General features: G+C 39.0%; 13 protein-coding genes. 2 read left to right on the top strand and 11 right to left on the bottom strand.

The annotated features are described in order from the left end of the window. Window positions 1–218 precede the first annotated feature (218 nt). A complete protein-coding gene (locus HOO54_RS19155; RefSeq protein WP_309244887.1) occupies window positions 219–1,730 on the top strand; it encodes an MFS transporter in 1,512 nt (503 codons plus the stop codon). 52 nt (window positions 1,731–1,782) lie between these two features. On the opposite strand, the gene HOO54_RS19160 is transcribed toward HOO54_RS19155, so the two are convergent. From HOO54_RS19160 to HOO54_RS19175, 4 genes are all read right to left on the bottom strand, one after another. Next, on the bottom strand, window positions 1,783–5,577 hold the full coding sequence (locus HOO54_RS19160; protein WP_172298077.1) for a lamin tail domain-containing metallophosphoesterase family protein: 3,795 nt from the start codon (window positions 5,575–5,577) through the stop codon (window positions 1,783–1,785). A 110-nt stretch (window positions 5,578–5,687) separates the two neighbouring features. Beyond that, window positions 5,688–6,047 (bottom strand): phage holin family protein, encoded by a 360-nt coding sequence (locus HOO54_RS19165; RefSeq protein ID WP_172298079.1) that lies wholly within the window; start codon window positions 6,045–6,047, stop codon window positions 5,688–5,690. Beyond that, window positions 6,048–6,245 (bottom strand): PspC domain-containing protein, encoded by a 198-nt coding sequence (locus HOO54_RS19170; RefSeq protein ID WP_172298081.1) that lies wholly within the window; start codon window positions 6,243–6,245, stop codon window positions 6,048–6,050. It lies immediately after the preceding gene. A gap of 4 nt (window positions 6,246–6,249) precedes the next feature. Beyond that, window positions 6,250–7,344: a DUF4097 family beta strand repeat-containing protein gene (locus tag HOO54_RS19175; RefSeq protein ID WP_172299713.1), complete on the bottom strand. Its 1,095-nt coding sequence runs from the start codon at window positions 7,342–7,344 to the stop codon at window positions 6,250–6,252. Window positions 7,345–7,763: 419 nt separating this feature from the next. Between HOO54_RS19175 and HOO54_RS19180 the strand changes: the two genes are divergently transcribed. Further along, window positions 7,764–7,985 carry a hypothetical protein gene (locus HOO54_RS19180; protein WP_172298083.1) on the top strand — a complete coding sequence of 74 codons (222 nt, stop codon included), beginning with the start codon at window positions 7,764–7,766 and terminating at the stop codon, window positions 7,983–7,985. A 28-nt stretch (window positions 7,986–8,013) separates the two neighbouring features. On the opposite strand, the gene uvrA is transcribed toward HOO54_RS19180, so the two are convergent. The 7 genes from uvrA to HOO54_RS19215 form a co-directional block, all read right to left on the bottom strand. Continuing rightward, the gene (gene uvrA, locus HOO54_RS19185) at window positions 8,014–10,911 is read right to left on the bottom strand and encodes an excinuclease ABC subunit UvrA (protein ID WP_172298085.1); all 2,898 of its coding nucleotides are present in this window, start codon (window positions 10,909–10,911) and stop codon (window positions 8,014–8,016) included. 7 nt (window positions 10,912–10,918) lie between these two features. Continuing rightward, window positions 10,919–12,904, bottom strand: a complete 1,986-nt coding sequence (uvrB, locus tag HOO54_RS19190) for an excinuclease ABC subunit UvrB (protein ID WP_172298087.1) — start codon at window positions 12,902–12,904, stop codon at window positions 10,919–10,921. Between the two features lie 147 nt (window positions 12,905–13,051). Further along, the gene (locus HOO54_RS19195; RefSeq protein WP_172298089.1) at window positions 13,052–13,282 is read right to left on the bottom strand and encodes a CsbA family protein; all 231 of its coding nucleotides are present in this window, start codon (window positions 13,280–13,282) and stop codon (window positions 13,052–13,054) included. A 468-nt stretch (window positions 13,283–13,750) separates the two neighbouring features. Beyond that, window positions 13,751–14,959 (bottom strand): PDZ domain-containing protein, encoded by a 1,209-nt coding sequence (locus HOO54_RS19200; RefSeq protein WP_172298091.1) that lies wholly within the window; start codon window positions 14,957–14,959, stop codon window positions 13,751–13,753. Window positions 14,960–15,127: 168 nt separating this feature from the next. Then, the gene (locus tag HOO54_RS19205) at window positions 15,128–15,481 is read right to left on the bottom strand and encodes a swarming motility protein SwrAA (RefSeq protein ID WP_172298093.1); all 354 of its coding nucleotides are present in this window, start codon (window positions 15,479–15,481) and stop codon (window positions 15,128–15,130) included. 348 nt (window positions 15,482–15,829) lie between these two features. Next, window positions 15,830–17,260, bottom strand: coding sequence for a carboxy-terminal processing protease CtpB (gene ctpB, locus HOO54_RS19210; protein ID WP_172298095.1), 1,431 nt, complete (start codon window positions 17,258–17,260; stop codon window positions 15,830–15,832). Between the two features lie 195 nt (window positions 17,261–17,455). Then, a complete protein-coding gene (locus HOO54_RS19215; RefSeq protein WP_172298097.1) occupies window positions 17,456–18,703 on the bottom strand; it encodes a murein hydrolase activator EnvC family protein in 1,248 nt (415 codons plus the stop codon). Window positions 18,704–18,724: the final 21 nt, after the last annotated feature.

Below are 18,724 nucleotides of genomic sequence, written 5' to 3' on the forward strand. Positions count from 1 at the left end.
TAAAAAGTCCTTTATCAACAAGAAGTCAGAGAGAATTGCGAGACCCCATAGTGGAAAGTAGGCAAATTCCCCGATTTTTATTGATTCACACTACTTTCAGGACACCCCCTTTTCGAAAAAAACTTTTGACAAAATTAGTATTTTCGCGGATGATAAAATTAATTCACTTTAAGTTAACTATTTATTTGAAGTGAATTAATGAAAAGGGGGAACAAAGGGTGACGAAAAAAGGTTTAAACCAAAAGTGGGCAATTGCCTTATTTACCGTTGGCGTGTTTATGGCCGCATTAGACAATGGCATTATTTCAGCTGCACTTACGACAATCAATGATTTTTTCGAAGTGTCTCCGTCATGGGGTGCGTGGGGAATCACACTGTATACACTCGGTTTGGCAGTCAGTGTCCCAATCGTCGGGAAACTGTCTGATCGATACGGACGAAAAAAACTGTTTATCACCGAAGTGATCCTGTTTGGAATCGGTTCGTTATTGGTTGCCTTAAGCCAAAGTTTCCCAATGTTTTTATGTGCGCGGCTCATCCAATCACTTGGCGGAGGTGGGATATTTATTATTGGGAGTTCTCACATTCTTTCAACAGTTCATAAGGATAAACAAGGCTCAGCACTGGGGCTTTTAGGAGCAATGAATGGTATTGCAGCTGTGCTGGGACCAAATATCGGCAGTTTCATTCTCGATTTAACCGGGAGCTGGCATTGGCTATTTTTAATTAATTTACCGATAGCTTTATCACTTGTGCTGTTAAGCTTGCCATTCATCATCGAAACAAAAGAAGATCACATCAAACCACTTGATATAACAGGAACGATTATTTTATCTTTCGCCATATTATCTGTGATGTATGGGATTACAAATTTAAATGGTGAACACTTCCTTACCGGATTACTAGATCCACATGTATATGCTTTTTTGCTTATCGGTCTCATTTTATTGACAGGATTGTTTTTTTATGAAAAAAGAGTAGAACATAGCGGGGGTGACCCAATACTTGCCTACAGTTTATTAAAAAATAAAGTGTTTCAGTGGACACTGTTTATCGGTTTTATTTCTGGCGGGCTCTTAGCTGCCGTAATCTTTATCCCTTCATACGCCGAACAATATTTACACATTGCCACGGAGAAGTCAGGATATTGGATGACACCGCTCGCACTTGCTTCAGGTATAGGTGCTGGGCTAGGGGGGATGTTAGCAGATCAAAAAGGACCTATTAAAACAGCATGCTTATCAGCCATTGTTTCATGTAGCGGATTTTTATTATTATCCGTATGGGTCGTAGAAAAATGGGAATTTGTCATTGCCAGTATCATTGCCGGCATTGGTTTTGGCATCCTTTTAGGCGCCCCCTTAAACATGCTCGTCTCTGAGGCTGCAAACACCCGTTATGGGACAGCACTTGGAACACTGTCTCTTGTTAGACAAATGGGACTGACATTAGCCCCCACTCTTTATGCAGGTTTTATTTCAGCTGGATATGAAAATATCGGCAGTCACATCACGAATAAACTGAAAGATGCTGGTATTCCAACAAGCAACATCCCGAATCCAAAAGTAAAATCCATCATTTCAGAAGCAATTGATGAAAGTATTGGAAAAGGGTTTGGAAATCTTTACTTGACGGCTGCACTGCTGTCTTTCATCATCATTTTCGCAGTTATCGTATTATCGATCTACAGAAAAAATAGTCACAGTCAGGAAATGTCTATGTCTAAGTAAACATTTATAGCTCCGGAGACACTCTGCCATCCGGAGCTATTCTGGAACCGTTCTAATCTTTTGTCGTAAATCTCCAAAGGATAGAACGGATTTTTCCACCGTATTGATCTAACACTGTCGTATACCAATAATATCTCGTATTAGGCTTTAAACCCTTCCAAATAACTGAGGCTTTTTTTCCACTCTTCGTTTTCCTCACTTTGCCGATTTGTTTATCAGTATAAACATTCATTTTAAAATGATTTGTTCGCACTTTTTTTAACTGTGGCGAAAGATCTGTCTTCATACTGAATTCATCTTTTCTCCCAAATTGATGTGGATCATAAAAATTGTAGTCATCAAGATAAGGTGAATATGTTTTGACATGTATGGTGTCATGTTTCAGATCAATATGAAATATTCTTAAATAGCCTTGACCACCTTCAGGTCCTCCCTGATAATCAGCAACCATTTGATATACATTGCGATCTGATTGTCCATCACCATCATCATCTAATTGATCAATCTTCAAATTAGAACTGTGATAATGACCACTTAACACAGCCATAACATTACGATTCGGTTTAATGACATGCTCAAATATTTTTTCACCAAGCGGACTTCTGCTCCCGCTCACAAGCAAAAATTCATGAAATGCCAAAATCGCTTTTCGATCAGGATATTGCCTAAGCACATGATTGATCCATTCCAATTCTTTTTCTCCGATTCCCCAGCCCATCGAAATCATCACATAATCATGACCACCGCTCGATATTAAGTCATAATGACCTTTATTATGATGGTTATATGCACCTCCATAATAAGGTTTATTTTTAAAGCGCTTTTCACCAAAGTATTTACTAAATGTTTGATAAGAATTGGATTTATGGTCGACATCGTGATTACCTGCTAATACACCGTATGGGATCTGGTTGTCATCTAGGACTTTCATATACCGATCAGCACGCTTCCATTGGATCAACTGGTCTGCATCATCTACCACATCCCCTGTGTGAAAGACATATTGAATGTTTAGCTTGTCTTTTTGACTGGCTATCCAATTGACTTGCTTTTCAAAAATATGCGGATAACTCTCTGCATAGTATTGCGTATCTGTCATCCAAATGAACGAATAATCATTAGGTAATAGTTGAATCCGATCCTGAATGATGACACTAATCTGCGAATTTCTGAGATAATCTTTTGCCTTCATACGACCTTTTAGTGTAAAAGTCTTTTCATCTTTTGCAATCTGATAAACAAGTGTCTCCCATATCTGTTTCGCATGATTCCAAACGAACATTGACACCTTTCGTCCTGGAAGAGAGCTTCCTCTCCATTTCACTTCCACCTTGTCAGTTTCTTGCACTTGTTGATCAACTTTCACATCAAAACGGTGATAAGGAAAACCATTTATCGAAGTTGTTTCAAAACCTTGTCGAGTGATTTTGTCTCGCTCTGCTTTTGTTAATGATGATTCACCATTTACCGTAAAACGGTGTGGTGGCTCTGTATCACTTCGATTCACAGATATTTTCACATGTGCATCGTCTTTTGTTGTATATTGATACCCTTGGAAAAAGGAAACATTCAATTTATCCTTTGTTGGATCTTTGACTCTTACAGTTAGTGTGGCGTGTTTGCTGCCAGGGACTGTGTTTAGTTTTTTAGGGTCATCAGGTGTTTCTTTTTTTGTGAAAAACGCTCTTTTTAAAGTAGAGCGATTTCCTGCACTGTCATCGGCAATGATTTCAATAATATGCTTTCCCGGATTCAAATCTGCAGAAGACATCGTATACGGTAAAGAAATTTCCTTACCATCAACAAGTGCTGTCACTTTTTCTACTTCACTCCATTTATCACGGCATATCGCTTTAAATGTAAATGTCCCTTTATATGTCTTCCCGTTTTTTAAAGAAGTTTTAATTTTAGGACCGCTATTATCAACGGTAACCTCTCGCACCACCCTATCCTCTTTATTGACTGCTTCAATTGTATGTCTCCCTTGCTTGTAAGCTTTCGTATCCCAATTGTAAGCTAGTGATTGAAAGCTTTGATCTGAAAGACTGAACCGAAAGTCATACGCATTTTTGGCATTGGGCTGATCTCCAACAGGGAGCTCAATTTTCGGGTTGGAATGATGTTCATCATGTAAGACTGTGCCATCAGCCAAAATGAGCCGCGGATTTTTCAACAGAAAATCATCCCGGTTTTCTGAAGAAGAATGATTGAATGTCGATGATTTAGAACCAGCTTTGACTGTGATGACAAACGGCATTCCTTTTGTAAACTCTTCAGGTGAAATTGGAACAGTCATTGTTGTATAACGGTGATATGTGTCATCAAAGATCTTTTGAACCCGCCTACCAATTGTTACAGCATTTTTAAAATGGAGGTTAGTTTTTTTAATATCAAAAGCAAAATACGCTTTTTTCTCAATCATCCGTTTTCCTAGCGGTTGCTCTTGTCCATCAATTCTTATATTGATCTCATCTGGCGGCCGTTCTGATGTTGCTTTCAACAATATGTTTCCAGACACAGTATCACCATTTTTCACATTAAGCCTAAGCCCTTTTAAAACGCTTTGTTTCATGGTAATCGTTGTCTTCTTAGTACTCGTCATATGAGACCCATCACTTGCTGTCATATAATACTGCAGACTTTCTTTACCAATTAATTCTGCAAAAAAAATCTGATGATGATAAAAACCGTCATTTTTACTTTTCTCTACATTGACACTGGTAAACGTGTCACTTTCAGCTGTCCGATAAAAAAATTGAACTTTTTTAAGCTGTTGATTGTCTTTAACATCTGCCAATAATTCGATTGCCCCTCCAGGGTTGACTGAATGACAATCTGTTAGGTCTTGTATTTTTGGTTTTTCACGATCTGGAACAACCTTGACACTCTTTGATGGTGTCTGATTTCTTAAAAGCAAACCTGGGGTTGGCTTTTGGTCTCCACTCGATATTTTCGACAGTTGTTTTGTTCCATCAAGTGGATATTGATATAAAATAGCTTTGTTTTTGACCACATCACTTTGTCCTGACTGATGTTGGTAATGGGCAGTTACAATTTCTTCGCCGCTGTTCGTACTTATGACAAGATCTCTTGTTTTCCTATTTTCCATACCACTTCCATTTAGTGAAGAAAGGGTTTTTCCTTCTTCAAGATGGACACCGTAATGGCGGTTAAAATGGCTAGCTGTTAAATGTTGATTTGCTTCATTTTTTATCCAAAGTACATGTGTATTCCCAGAAGGTACCTTGATTTGCTCTTGGCCAAAAGTCCAAAGTAAATCAGAATCCTTACCTTCAGAGGGATTTCTATATCTGATTTTGTAACTGTTTAAATGAATCGGTTTATTTGTATTATTATAAACTTCGATAAACTCATAACCATCTTTCCCACCAACATTAGTCGAATCAACCACTATTTCAGTTATTAAAAGCTGCGGCAGTTTCCTTTCATCTACATGAAAACCTTTTATATCGATTGTGTACACATCCGTTTTGACAGAGCGATAACCGCTTTTTGCTTCAATATAATAAACCAATTGCTGAGAAGACAGTTCTTCACTTTTTATTTTTGCAATGTATTGATCATCTGTTCCTGGCTCCAGCTCCATCATAATAGAGCGAAACGGCAGTTTATCATGTTGTTTATAGTGCAGAATAACACTTTCAGCCGGCACCTTTGCATGAAATAACAAATCATTTCCCTTTTTAGCGTTTTCTACAGGTGAATGTTTGATCATAAGGGGGACCTGTTTTTGAGATTGAACCGCTTCCGCACCAATAATTGGAATAATCAAATAGGACGCCAAAATGAGCAGAAATAAGGTTTGACGGTTTATGTAATGTTGCATTGTCCACCTCCCTTTTTTATGTTGCCTGTTTATCCCTTTTTTATGAAACCGATCGATTAAAGTATCCGTCCCTAGACAAAAAAAGAAGCCTGACACATGTCAGACTTCAGTTATTTTTTCGAAATGGGTTCAATGATCGCTTTTTGAATTAACACATGGAAAAATGACAAAACAATTGATGCGAGAATGGCTGTCCCGAATCCATCTAGATTAAATCTGTCCCCCATGAGCGAAGCTGTCATATAAAGTGTGATGGCATTGATCACAAATAAAAATAAACCAAGTGTTACAACTGTGACTGGTAATGTCAAAATGATGAGTATCGGCTTCACGAACACATTTAAAACAGACAAGATCAGACTTGCCGTAATAGCGGCCCAAATACCTTCAATATGAACCGCATCAAAATATCCAGCAATAACAATTAATAATAAAGCATTAACAAGAACACTTGTTATCCATTTCATCATCTATTTAACGTCTCCTTCGTTTGGAACAACAAATATCCAGACGATATATATGAGACCGACGGGTATCCCCGTTGAACAAATAAATAATATGACCGTAATGATTCGCAATAATGATGCATCCATATTTAAATATTCAGCGAGTCCACCGACCACACCAGCGACCTTTCTATCTGTTTCTGATCGAAAAAGTTTTTTCATGATATCACTCCTGCGTATGATTTAAATGAATCGAGCCCGTTTTTGTTTCTAGAAACACTGTCATTTGATGATCATGATTTTGATTGGCTTTTACATACATCTCTTTTTGGATGGTTTCATTTTTCTCTTTTAATATTTCTGCATCTAAAAGGTTGTTTGTCAGAGAACCCAGATTACTTTTAAGTTCTGCAGTGACAGCACAGTCAAAAGGGACATTTAATTCAATACTGCCTGTGGTCGTTTTAACATAAGCTGAGCGACAGTGTGGATGATTGACAGTTGCAACAATATTTCCATTAAAGCTCTGTAAATCAATCATCTCACAAGTTCCTTTTAAGTCAATTAGACCGTTAATCGTTTCCGCCTCGATTTCACCACAATCAAGATCAGCCATTTTGATCTGGCCATTTGCAGTTTCAAGTGTAGCTTTGTCAGCAGAAAGTCCAGCAAAAGATAAAACACCATTGGTTGTTTTGGCAAACAGTTCTTTTACGTTTAAATGTTCCCCCCTAATAGGACCATTAAACAGCTTGAAACGGATCTTGCTATACTCTTTCTCAGGAATATAGATCACTAAATTGGTCTTCATCGTTTTTTTCTCTGTACGGACAGTAAATTTATCCCCGTCAATACCGCAGTCAATATGCTGAAGAAATGCCTGTCTTGCTTCATCTTGATGATCCATTCGGTAAACTTTTGCCTGGCACTCAACCCGTATATCTGAATCGCTCCATGGTATAAGATTAACACTGCCGTTTGCTAGCTGAATATCAAGGATTGAGAAATCCGCATCTTTAAATTGAAAAATATGTTGGATATCAAACGATTGCCCAAAATTTAAATCTAAGTCGGCTTCTTTTACTTTTTTTACTGCCGTGTCAATCCAATCAAACAGCTTCGAACCGATTGAAGGTTTTGCTTCTTGCTTCTTCTCACTGTAAAACTGTTCTGAATCCAATACATGCTCAGATAATGCTGTCACTTTTTGTTCTTTTTGTTTATCATCTTCGTCAAGTTTCTCTATCAAAATGAGTGCTTCTTTTGCTGACAATTTCCCGGTTTCAACAAGTTTTAATATTCTTTCTTTTTCACTCATTATTAAAACGCCTCCTTAGTCTGAATTAAAACTATCATCCATTGAACCATGTTTCTTACCTACTAACAAAGAAATCATCGTAATTATTCGCTATCACAAGGTATAACAATATTAAACGGAAAGTGAACATTTTTGTTACATGATCATCGTTATAACATACAAAGCAATAGACAAAATAAGCGGGGCAAAAACACACTAAAATAACAAACGGCTAAAATTAATATATTGCTACGACTCATCTCTATCTCTACCATTAACCTAATGATTATGTTTACGTATATCATAACCGTTTAGTTTCATCATCAGCCAAAAGACATGAGTCAATCTTCGCAAATTGATTTTTCTAGATTTTATGAATAGATTCTTTTTTTATAACCCTTTAAAATATGGGAAAGGGCTATTAATAAAAAAGGAGGCGCGTTATGAGAGAATACCCGCTATCTGCTCCACAGCTTCTTGAACTGATTGAGGAACAAAAAAGAGTGAATCAGGAAATTGTCAAGCGATTGGAAGCGGTTAATACTGCGCCTTCACTGACCGGTGAGATTCGCTACTTAAAAGTTCTACTGAACAGCAGTAGCGTTCATATATTAAACAGTTTAACTGAAGTGACGAAACAAATCAGCAAGTATGAAGAAGAATAGATCTCTTGTCATAAAAAAACTGTCGGCATCAAGATGTCGACAGTTTTTTTTCTAAGGCTACGGCTTCTTCTTTTTCCTGAAGTCGTTTTTTCATTCTGATCCGATCACGCTCAATGATCGGTTTTAAATAATGTCCTGTGTAAGAACCTTCAACATTGATAACCTCTTCAGGTGCCCCGGTGGCAATAATTTTTCCGCCGTTATCCCCTCCTTCAGGACCTAAATCAATCAAATAATCAGCAGCCTTAATAATATCAAGATTATGCTCGATCACAAGAACAGTATCACCGTTTTCAACCAGACGTTGAAGGACGGTCAACAGCCTTGCAATATCATCGACATGCAGTCCTGTTGTTGGTTCATCCAAGATATACAGCGATCTTCCCGTTGACCTCCGGTGTAGTTCTGATGCCAATTTAACACGTTGGGCTTCACCGCCAGAAAGGGTTGTAGCTGGCTGACCAAGCGTTATATAACCTAGTCCGACATCATAAAGGGTCTGTAGCTTCCGCTTTATTTTAGGAATATTTTCAAAAAACTGTACTGCATTCTCAACTGTCATTTCAAGCACATCGGCAATGTTTTTACCTTTATACGTCACTTGAAGCGTTTCACGGTTGTACCGCTTCCCATGGCAAACTTCACAAGGTACATACACATCAGGTAGAAAATGCATCTCAATTTTGATAATACCATCACCACGGCAGGCTTCACAGCGACCGCCCTTCACATTAAAACTAAAGCGCCCTTTTTTGTAGCCTCTGACTTTGGCCTCATTTGTCTGCGCAAAAACGTCGCGAATATCGTCAAACACACCTGTATAAGTTGCTGGATTTGATCTTGGTGTTCTGCCGATCGGAGACTGATCAATATCAATGACCTTTTCAAGCTGTTCAATGCCTTTGATCTCCTTGTATTCTCCGGGCTTTGTCTTGGCATTGTGCAATTTTTGTGCAAGTGTTTTATGCAAAATTTCATTGACAAGCGTACTTTTTCCTGAACCGGATACACCGGTTACAGCAGTAAACACACCTAGCGGAAACTTTACTGATGTATTTTTCAAATTGTTTTCTTTTGCCCCTTTGACTTCGATAAAACGACCGTCAGGTTTTCGCCTCTCTATTGGAAGAGGAATAAATTTTTTCCCTGCGAGATATTGTCCAGTCAATGATCTGTCATCATTCATGACGTCTTCAGGAGTTCCCGCAGAAATCACTTCCCCGCCGTGAACCCCTGCCCCAGGACCGATGTCGATTAAATAATCAGCAGCAAGCATTGTATCCTCATCATGTTCAACAACAATTAATGTGTTTCCGAGATCGCGCATGTTTTTCAATGTCTCAATCAGCCGATCATTATCACGTTGATGAAGACCAATTGACGGTTCATCAAGAATATAAAGCACCCCTGTCAATCTTGAACCGATTTGTGTAGCAAGCCGGATACGTTGCGCTTCACCACCTGAGAGTGTACCAGCTGCCCTGCTGAGTGTTAAATAATCAAGACCGACATTGTTTAAAAAGCCAAGCCGTTCTTCAATCTCCCGTAAGATTAAATGGGCAATCTTCAAATCCTTTTCAGAAAGTTGTAATGTGCGGAAAAACTGGAGCCCATCCGCCACAGACATATCTGTGATCTTTCCAACATGAAGACCGTTAATCAGCACAGCCAAAGACTCTTTTTTTAGACGGTAGCCTTTACAGGTTGGACAAGTCTGGTTGGCCATATATTTTTCCATCTGTTCACGGATATAGTCAGAACTCGTTTCTTTATAACGCCTTTCAATATTGCGGATAACACCTTCAAATTCAATATAACCTTCACGAATTTTCCCAAAATCATTTTCATATTTAAAATAAATTTGTTCACCATCGCTACCATAAAGGACTTTATCAAGATGATGTTTTGGCAGATCCTTGACTGGTACATCCATATCAATACCGTAATGACTGCAAACCGCTTCCAACAACTTCGGATAATATTGAGAGCTCTGTGGCTCCCAAGGCGCAACCGCATGCTCCTTAAGTGCCAGTTCAAGATTTGGGATCACCAGGTCCACATCAACTTCAAGTTTCGTTCCTAGACCATCACAGCTTGGACAAGCACCGAACGGACTATTAAAGGAAAACATCCTAGGTTCAAGTTCCCCGATCGAAAAACCGCAATGCGGGCAAGCATGATGTTCACTAAACAACAACTCTTCTTGACCTATTACATCAATCATGACCCGTCCTTCACCAAGACGCAACGCGGTTTCAAGCGAATCTGTAAGGCGGGCGTTGACACCTTCCTTGACAACGATCCGGTCAATCACAACTTCGATCGAGTGTTTTTTATTTTTTTCCAACGCAACATCTTCGGAAAGATCGTGCATTTCACCATTGATTCGGACCCGGACATATCCTTGCTTCCTGATCTGATCCAATACTTTAACATGCGTTCCTTTTCGTCCTGAGACAATCGGAGCAAGAACTTGAATTTTTGTACGATCAGGGTATTCTAAAATACGGTCTGCCATTTGTTCAATCGTTTGTGAAGTAATTTCAATTCCGTGAACCGGGCAGACTGGTTTTCCAACCCTTGCGAATAACAGGCGAAGATAATCATATATTTCCGTAACAGTTCCGACAGTTGAACGGGGATTCCGGCTGGTCGTTTTTTGGTCAATACTGATCGCTGGAGAAAGACCTTCGATTGCATCTACATCGGGTTTGTCCATCTGGCCTAAAAACTGGCGGGCATAGGCAGACAGTGACTCAACATAACGCCTTTGTCCTTCAGCATAAATGGTGTCAAATGCAAGAGAAGATTTCCCCGATCCAGAAAGACCTGTCAACACAACAAGCTGATCACGGGGAATTGTAACATCGATATTTTTCAGGTTATGGGCCCTTGCCCCCTTCACCTCAATTCGTTCCATTGCCATCGTCTATTCATCCTTCCGATTTTAGCTCTAACAGTAAGTCGCGAAGCTCTGCAGCGCGCTCAAAATCAAGCGCTTTCGCCGCTTCCTTCATATCGTGTTCCATCTGAGCAATGACTTTGTCGCGCTCTTTCTTCGTCAATTTTGAAAGCTTCGGTTCTACTTTTGCTTTGTATTCTTCTTGATCCTCAGCCACATGTGTTGCCCGGATGACATCGCGGATCTTCTTATTAATGGTTTGTGGTGTAATGCCATGTTTTTGGTTAAATTCTTCTTGTTGCTCGCGTCTTCGCTTCGTTTCATTGATCGCAATTTCCATGGAGTTTGTGATTTTGTCGGCATACATGATGACCCGTCCCTCAGCATTTCTGGCAGCCCGTCCGATCGTTTGAATTAAAGACCGCTCAGAGCGGAGAAAACCTTCTTTATCAGCATCCAAAATCGCGACAAGTGACACTTCAGGAATATCCAATCCCTCTCTTAACAGATTGATACCAATGAGAACATCGTGCTTGCCAAGGCGCAAGTCACGGATGATCTCAATACGTTCAAGCGTCTTAATCTCAGAATGCAAATATGTGACTTTAATGCCGAGTTCCTTTAAATAATCTGTCAAATCTTCGGACATTTTTTTCGTCAAAGTGGTCACAAGTACCCGTTCATTCCGTTCGATTCTTTGCCTGATTTCACCGATCAGGTCATCGATTTGCCCTTCAATCGGTCTGACATCAATCAGCGGATCAAGCAACCCTGTCGGACGGATGATCTGTTCAACCATGTCAGGGGTATGATCAAGTTCATATGCACCAGGTGTTGCTGATACAAAGACAATGTTATGAATATGTCTTTCAAACTCTTCAAACCTGAGCGGACGGTTGTCTAAAGCAGAAGGCAGTCTGAACCCGTGATCGACAAGCACTTGTTTTCTCGCTTGGTCACCATTATACATACCTCTGACCTGCGGGATGGTAACATGTGACTCATCAATGACAATCAAGAAATCATCGGGAAAATAATCGAGCAACGTATATGGGGTTGAGCCTGCCGGACGAAGCGTTAAATGCCTTGAATAGTTTTCGATTCCCGAACAAAAACCCATTTCACGCATCATTTCCAGATCATATCTCGTCCTTTGCTCCAAACGCTGTGCTTCAAGAAGTTTGCCTTCTTCGTGCAGGACCTTAAGCCGCTCTTCAAGTTCGCCCTCGATATTGGTAATCGCTTTTTTCATCTTTTCTTCTCGGGTGACGAAGTGGGAAGCAGGATAAATCGCAACATGATCACGGTCTCCCAAAATTTCGCCTGTCAGTGCATCCACTTCCCTGATCCGTTCAATTTCATCCCCGAAAAGCTCCACCCGAATACAGTGCTCATCTCTTGAAGCCGGAAAGATTTCAACGACATCTCCACGCACTCTAAATGTACCGCGCTGAAAATCAATGTCATTTCGAGCATATTGGATATCGACGAGTTTTCTAAGAAGCTCATTTCGGTCAATTTCCATTTCAGTTCTTAGTGAAAGCACCAATTCTTTGTATTCCTCAGGGGAACCTAAACCGTAAATACAAGAAACACTCGCCACAATAATGACATCTTTACGTTCAAAAAGAGCCGATGTGGCTGAGTGTCTCAGTTTATCTATCTCATCATTAATGCTAGCGTCTTTTTCAATAAACGTATCCGTCTGAGGAACATATGCCTCCGGCTGATAATAATCATAATAAGAGACAAAATACTCAACTGCGTTCTGAGGAAAAAACTCTTTAAACTCACTGTACAGCTGTCCTGCTAACGTTTTGTTATGGGCGATGACGAGCGTTGGTTTATGAACCTCTTTAATGACATTAGAGATCGTAAATGTTTTTCCCGTACCAGTTGCGCCCAAAAGAGTTTGATGTTTTCTTCCTTCATGAATGCCTTTGACAAGCTGTTCAATCGCTTTTGGCTGGTCTCCTTGGGGCTGATAATTTGATACTAATTCAAAACGGTCCTTCACAAAAAAGCCTCCGTTTCATTACGAATTCATTTGTTTTCTTATTTTAACACAATCGCACAAAAAATACGAACTAAAGTTCGGTTTTCTTAAAAATATATTGAAAAAACCCCTCCTTTTATCAAAAGCAGGGTTATAACAAACATTCTTCTATAACTCTTTCCTTTCACCCGCTCTTTTTGCGGCATACAGCGCTCCTGTCACAAGCGATACAACATCAAGTCCCACAATTAAATAAGTTTGTGTATACCCTTTTAAATAAGACGCAAATAATAATGCTGCAGTAAGTGCAATGCCAACATAATGGTTATAAGTCACTCTTGTAAAAAACATCACAAGTAAGAAAGGAAAAAATATTGCAAAAACGGCTTTTGTAAACACAAAAACCCCCCTCACGTTTCTGTTCTTCCTTGATTATATTAAAGAACAAAGAAACGGACAAATTTTATTTTTCCCAGAATAAAGAAAGATTATTCTTAACCTGAGTTGTTTAAAAGCCAAAAACAACGAGAAAAAAGGTGAAATGATTCATTTTCACCTGAACGATCAGCTCTCAGCATTTGGAAAGTGCTTCCTGAAAAATTTAAAAGAAAAGCTCCGGGCTTTCGTAAGGTTTTAAGCTGCTAGAAAACAAATATACCCTATATAAATTAGTCTATTTTACCTATATAATAACAGTCCTTTATCAACGTGGAGACTCCTGCGGGACCAGACGGAAGCAAGGAACGAACTCCGAGGAGGCTAACGGATCGTCCACGGAAAGCGAGCAAATCCTCACCACTTTCAGTTTGTTAAACGTGAAGAGGGCGTCCAATAGTCAAAAATCGACTTACTGGACAGCCCTCTTGCCTAAGGCTTTTCTGTGGATGCAGCTACCTCAGAATCATTATATTCCACTTGTTCTTCCACAAACAAAATCCCTAGTTCGTGATGTTCGCCTTCGTAAGAAGCCCTTTGTTCAAACCGTACTTGCTGATTCAAGCCAATGATTTCAAGTTTAAAAAAGGCACGATTTTTTTGCAATGCTTCATAAAAATCGGTTGTATTTTTAACTTCACACCCATTGACTTTTGTAATAATTTCACCAATCTGCAAGCCGAGATCTGCTGCTGGTGTGTTCGGAATGATCCCGAGAACCATCAGTCCCTGATCTCTTTTCGAAAAATAGAAAGGTGCGGAGTTGTCGTTCACTCGCTGCTTCCATGAAATAAAAAACCTACCTATGATAGCCATTCCAGGTACTACCATAGTGAGCGGTGACCACCAGATACCGGCTGCGGCAACTAGCAGAGTGAAAATTCCAAGAATGCTTATGCGCCGTCCTGTCACCTTAATACTTTCTATTGGCAAGGAACCTTGCACTCTTTGATGAAATCCGAAGATATACGGTATCCATAATAATTGAAATGTATCGCTATGAATCGGCAGAACAGGCCACCAAGATACAGAAGCTTCAATCGCATGTCCAGGTATGAGAATAAACAACGGCAGCAGCCATACACGACGAGCAACTTGTTGTCCAATAGGTTGACCTCTCTTACTCGTTACAATTGCCGGAGACGTCTTAATGTGTGCCGTTTTATAAATCAATATCCCTTCAGCTGTTAAAACTAAGCCAAGCAAAATAGCAAGTGCAGACCAACTAACATAAGACATTTGCGGAAGAGCAAAAGCTGTTTTTGATCCAAATGTCATGAGACAAAAACCAAGAACCATGCTCACCCCAAGTGTATATGCTGAAGAAAGGGTACTTTGTCTGCAAGTTAAAGCGGCAATTGCAGTTAATATCGCTATAAGTAGCAACATTCCAACTGGAACAACCAGCCCTATACCAAGTGAGACGAGCGAAAGTAAGATCCCTGGCAAAATCCCTTTTGAATATGTAAATTTTAATTCATTATAAACATCCTCAATCCGTGTATGAAAGGTTTTTCTTTCGCGTTTAACCCGAGCATAACCGTATAGAAGACTCATAGCGATCATCAGATAGAAAAGCGGATGCAAAAAAAATATCCCCACACCCTTTAAAAGTTCAATTAAGCTATCTTCAACAGACAAGGAAACGTTCACCGCCTTCAAAACTGCCGGCAAACGACAGTCACTTTTTGGTCGTTTAGAAAAACGGCTTTGTCTAAAAGAGTTAAATTTACGTTTTAGACAAAGCAATCACTTTTACATACTATTTTAACAAATAAAAAATAGCTTTGGTATAACAAAATAAATGGTTTATTTTTCCTGACTCATCCAAAGTGTCACATTTGACAGAGAAAAGTCCTTTAAATAATGATTCATCTCAACATTTAAAATATCTCCTATCAACTGCATTGACCGTTTAATATCTGTTAAATTAATGCCCAAGCGTTTGTGATTGTCCATTAAGTAATTGAAATAAAGATCAGCGCACTCCTCATCAATGTCATCGACACTCTCCACTGAAGTGTAGTTCACGAGATATCTGCTGAACAACATCAGCAACCCTACTGCCTTTGTAGCGGAAAACGTAACGTCTTGTGATCGAACTTTTAACTGCTCCACTAATTCATAGTATTTTTTCTCTCTCACAATACTTGCCCTTTTCAATCGTGTACCTCCATTTGTTTATGAAATATAAGAAAAGCGCAAGCGTTAGACGACTCCACTAACTAGAGACGAAGAACGCAAACAGCGCTAACATTCTCCGCATTAAATGCTATATTTTCATGCATTATTGCCTTATCCTTATTGTAAAAAGTTTTTGTATCATAAACAACTTGCAAAAGTTACATTTTCGCTATTGTTTTGTATCATAATAAAGTCTCCCCTATATTTATCTTATCGGGTTATTTCTATTCAATATAAATGTTTTTTTTGTGAATTAACAGGAGTTTTGGGTAAAAAGTTTCAGAATTTATTTTTCGAATATAAAAAAGTGAGGAAATAGAACGGTCCTCACTTTTTAGAAAACAATACTTTTAGTGCTGTTTGTAATTGTAGATCACTTTTTTCATTTCGTTTTTTTTCTTCAATTTGCTGATTAATTGTATTTGCTGTCAATTGATCAATAACCCCTGACTGTTTCAGTTGATGATCTGACTGAAATGTTGTGACAGCTTGTTTAGTCCCAGCATGATAGTAGCCATCATACCGACCGCAATCATATCCTAAGCCTTTTAGTAACAACTGTGCTCGTTTCACTTCGTTATGATTCATATCAAGTTTAAGTGGTTTGTTCAATTGAATAGGTCCAACAGAAAAATAAGCTGGCTGTGAGACAGGAACAGTCGGCTGAATCCCTTTTTTATGAATCCAATTTCCATTTGGTGTCAGCCATTTATACAATGTCAATTTAATATTACTTCCGTCTCCCATTGGAACGGCTTGTTGAACTGTACCTTTACCAAAAGAAGGATCACCTACGACGTGATAACCTGATGCTTCTTTTAAAGCACCGGCGAGAATCTCAGATGCTGAAGCGCTCCCTTTATCTGTTATCACAGTGACAGGATACGGTTTTGTTTTTTTCAATTTAGAAAAATACCGTTTTTTATGACCATTTCTTTCTTGAATTTGAATATATGGATGCTTTTTTGTCACAAAATGTTTTAAAATATCTTCAACACTTTGTAAATATCCACCTGGATTTCCTCTTACATCAATGACAAGACCGGCAATCTTTTTTTTCTCCAACTTCTTCAATGCCGCAGCAAAGTCTTTTGCTGTATGTTCGGAAAAAGAAGAAATTGCAATCAGTCCAACTTGCTTGTCTTGTACGTTTTTTAGTGAAGCAAACACAGTCTCAAGCGGAATTTCATCACGTTTAATTGTAAAAGTCAGTTGATCCTTTATACCTGGACGGTGAACTTTTAATGTCACTGTTGATCCTTTTTTTCCTCTTATTTTTAATACGGCATCATTGAGACCCATTCCTGTCATCTGTTTATTGTCAATACTGATGATTTCGTCATTTGGCTTTAGTCCCGCTTTTTCAGCTGGAGATTGTTTAAATGGGGAAACGACAATAATCTTATTGTCTTCCATACCTATTTCTGCCCCGATTCCTTCGAAAGAGGAATCAAGCGAATCGGAAAACCGCTTTGCAGTCTGCTTGTCCATATAAACAGAATAAGGATCATTTAATGTTGAAAGCATGCCCTGAATGGCTCCTTCCAACAGTTTTTCTTTATCTACCTGTTCAACGTATTCATTCGAAATCAGATCGTATGCCTTCTCAATCTTCTCCATTACGTTGCGGTTTTTGGCACTGTCTCTTGCTTCAGTTGACACAGCTGCCGCTTTCGGAATAGACGTATCTAAAGGTCCTCCAAATAAACCGCACAATAGACTGACAGCAATGATGAGTGACGCAATCTTCTGATTCATCATATACCTCCTCTTCTGGCTGCACTATAGATTATGTTACTTTGTGTAGTCTATGTAATATTCTCCGTTTCATGTAATTGATTTTTGTCATGAATCATGATGCAGTGGTTTATGGATAGAGAGTGAAGGTATTTTGGAATTTAAAACATAAAAAACCGGCTTGGTCAACAAAACCAAGTCGGCTCATCCATGTTTTTAAAGTGGTATATAGTCGGCTGGATCAACAGCGTTTGACTTACTGTTGTTCCAAAGACCTTTGTGAATTTCAAAATGCAAATGCTGACCGTAAGACCTTCCAGTATTGCCCATTGTCCCGATCACTTGACCTTGCTTTACACGTTGACCTGACCGTACTTTAAGAGAAGACATGTGAGCGTATACGGTCTGATAAGTTTGCCCATTCATATGATGGGTAATGAAAACAACATTACCATAACTCGATGAGTAGCGAGCATTATAAACCGTTCCCGCAGCTGCTGCGTAAATTGGAACACCTGAACCGCGATTAGCAATATCTATACCATAGTGGTTCCCCAGAGAACGCCCCCCAAATCCGGAAGTAAACCTGCCTGAAGCAGGACGGATAAATCCTTCACTGCTAGGAACTGACGGATGAGATAATGAGGAATCTTCAATGTCGCTAGATGATGATCCGCTTTTAGCTTGTACTTGTTGCTGGTAGTTTTCTTCAGCTTTAATTGCTTTCTCTTGCTCTTTTAACACTTCAGCTTCATTTTCAAGTGAACCAAGTTCTTCATGAGCATGATCTTTATCACGTTTGACTTGATTCATTACTTTCGTTTTTTTCTTTTGCTGTTTATCTAACTTCGTCATTAACTCTTTCAAATCTTTATGAGCTTTTTGAAGGTTTTCTAGATTTTTATTCAGCGATGTTTCTTTATTCTGAATCTCCTGAAGATCTTTCTTCTGTTCTTCCAATAGATTGTTATCGGCATCGACAATTTTTGATAGTGCTCCGGCTCGAGTTATGAAATCACCAAAACTTTTTGCCCCAAGAAGAACATCGATATACTGAACAGAACCCCCGTTTTCTTGAATTGAGCGCATACGATCTTTTAAAATCTCATTGCGTTTTTTCGTTTTTTCTTTTAAACTTTTAATCTGTTTTTTCAGTTTTGCAATGCTTGTCTTTGTTTTATTGATTTCTTCTTTTTTCTTTTCTAACTTTTCATTAGTATTCGTCATTTGACGATCGATTTTTTCTATATCACTTTTTAAGTTTGTTTCCTTTGTTTCAAGTTCGGAGAGTTCTTGCTTCTTTTTTTTCAGCTCTTCCCGGTTTTTTGACTGCTTATTCTGAACGTTGCTTTTCTTTTTCTCCAAATCTTGATAAGCCAGTGCATCATCGCTTGTCAAAGGAAGCAAGATCGCCGCTGTCACAAGCGCGGCAGTTAAACCCACAGACATAAGCATTCTTTTCAACAATAGTTCCTCCTCTATCGT

Origin of the sequence: Bacillus sp. WMMC1349 (assembly GCF_013155385.1) — a bacterium.
Classification (GTDB): domain Bacteria; phylum Bacillota; class Bacilli; order Bacillales; family Bacillaceae; genus Bacillus.

Bases quoted from the DNA above. Each gene is read 5' to 3' on its own strand.
- uvrA (WP_172298085.1), bottom strand. From the start codon at position 10,911: ATGGCAATGGAACGAATTGAGGTGAAGGGGGCAAGGGCCCATAACCTG.
- ctpB (WP_172298095.1), bottom strand. From the start codon at position 17,260: ATGAATCAGAAGATTGCGTCACTCATCATTGCTGTCAGTCTATTGTGC.
- HOO54_RS19165 (WP_172298079.1), bottom strand. From the start codon at position 6,047: ATGATGAAATGGATAACAAGTGTTCTTGTTAATGCTTTATTATTAATT.
- HOO54_RS19160 (WP_172298077.1), bottom strand. From the start codon at position 5,577: ATGCAACATTACATAAACCGTCAAACCTTATTTCTGCTCATTTTGGCG.
- HOO54_RS19170 (WP_172298081.1), bottom strand. From the start codon at position 6,245: ATGAAAAAACTTTTTCGATCAGAAACAGATAGAAAGGTCGCTGGTGTG.
- HOO54_RS19180 (WP_172298083.1), top strand. From the start codon at position 7,764: ATGAGAGAATACCCGCTATCTGCTCCACAGCTTCTTGAACTGATTGAG.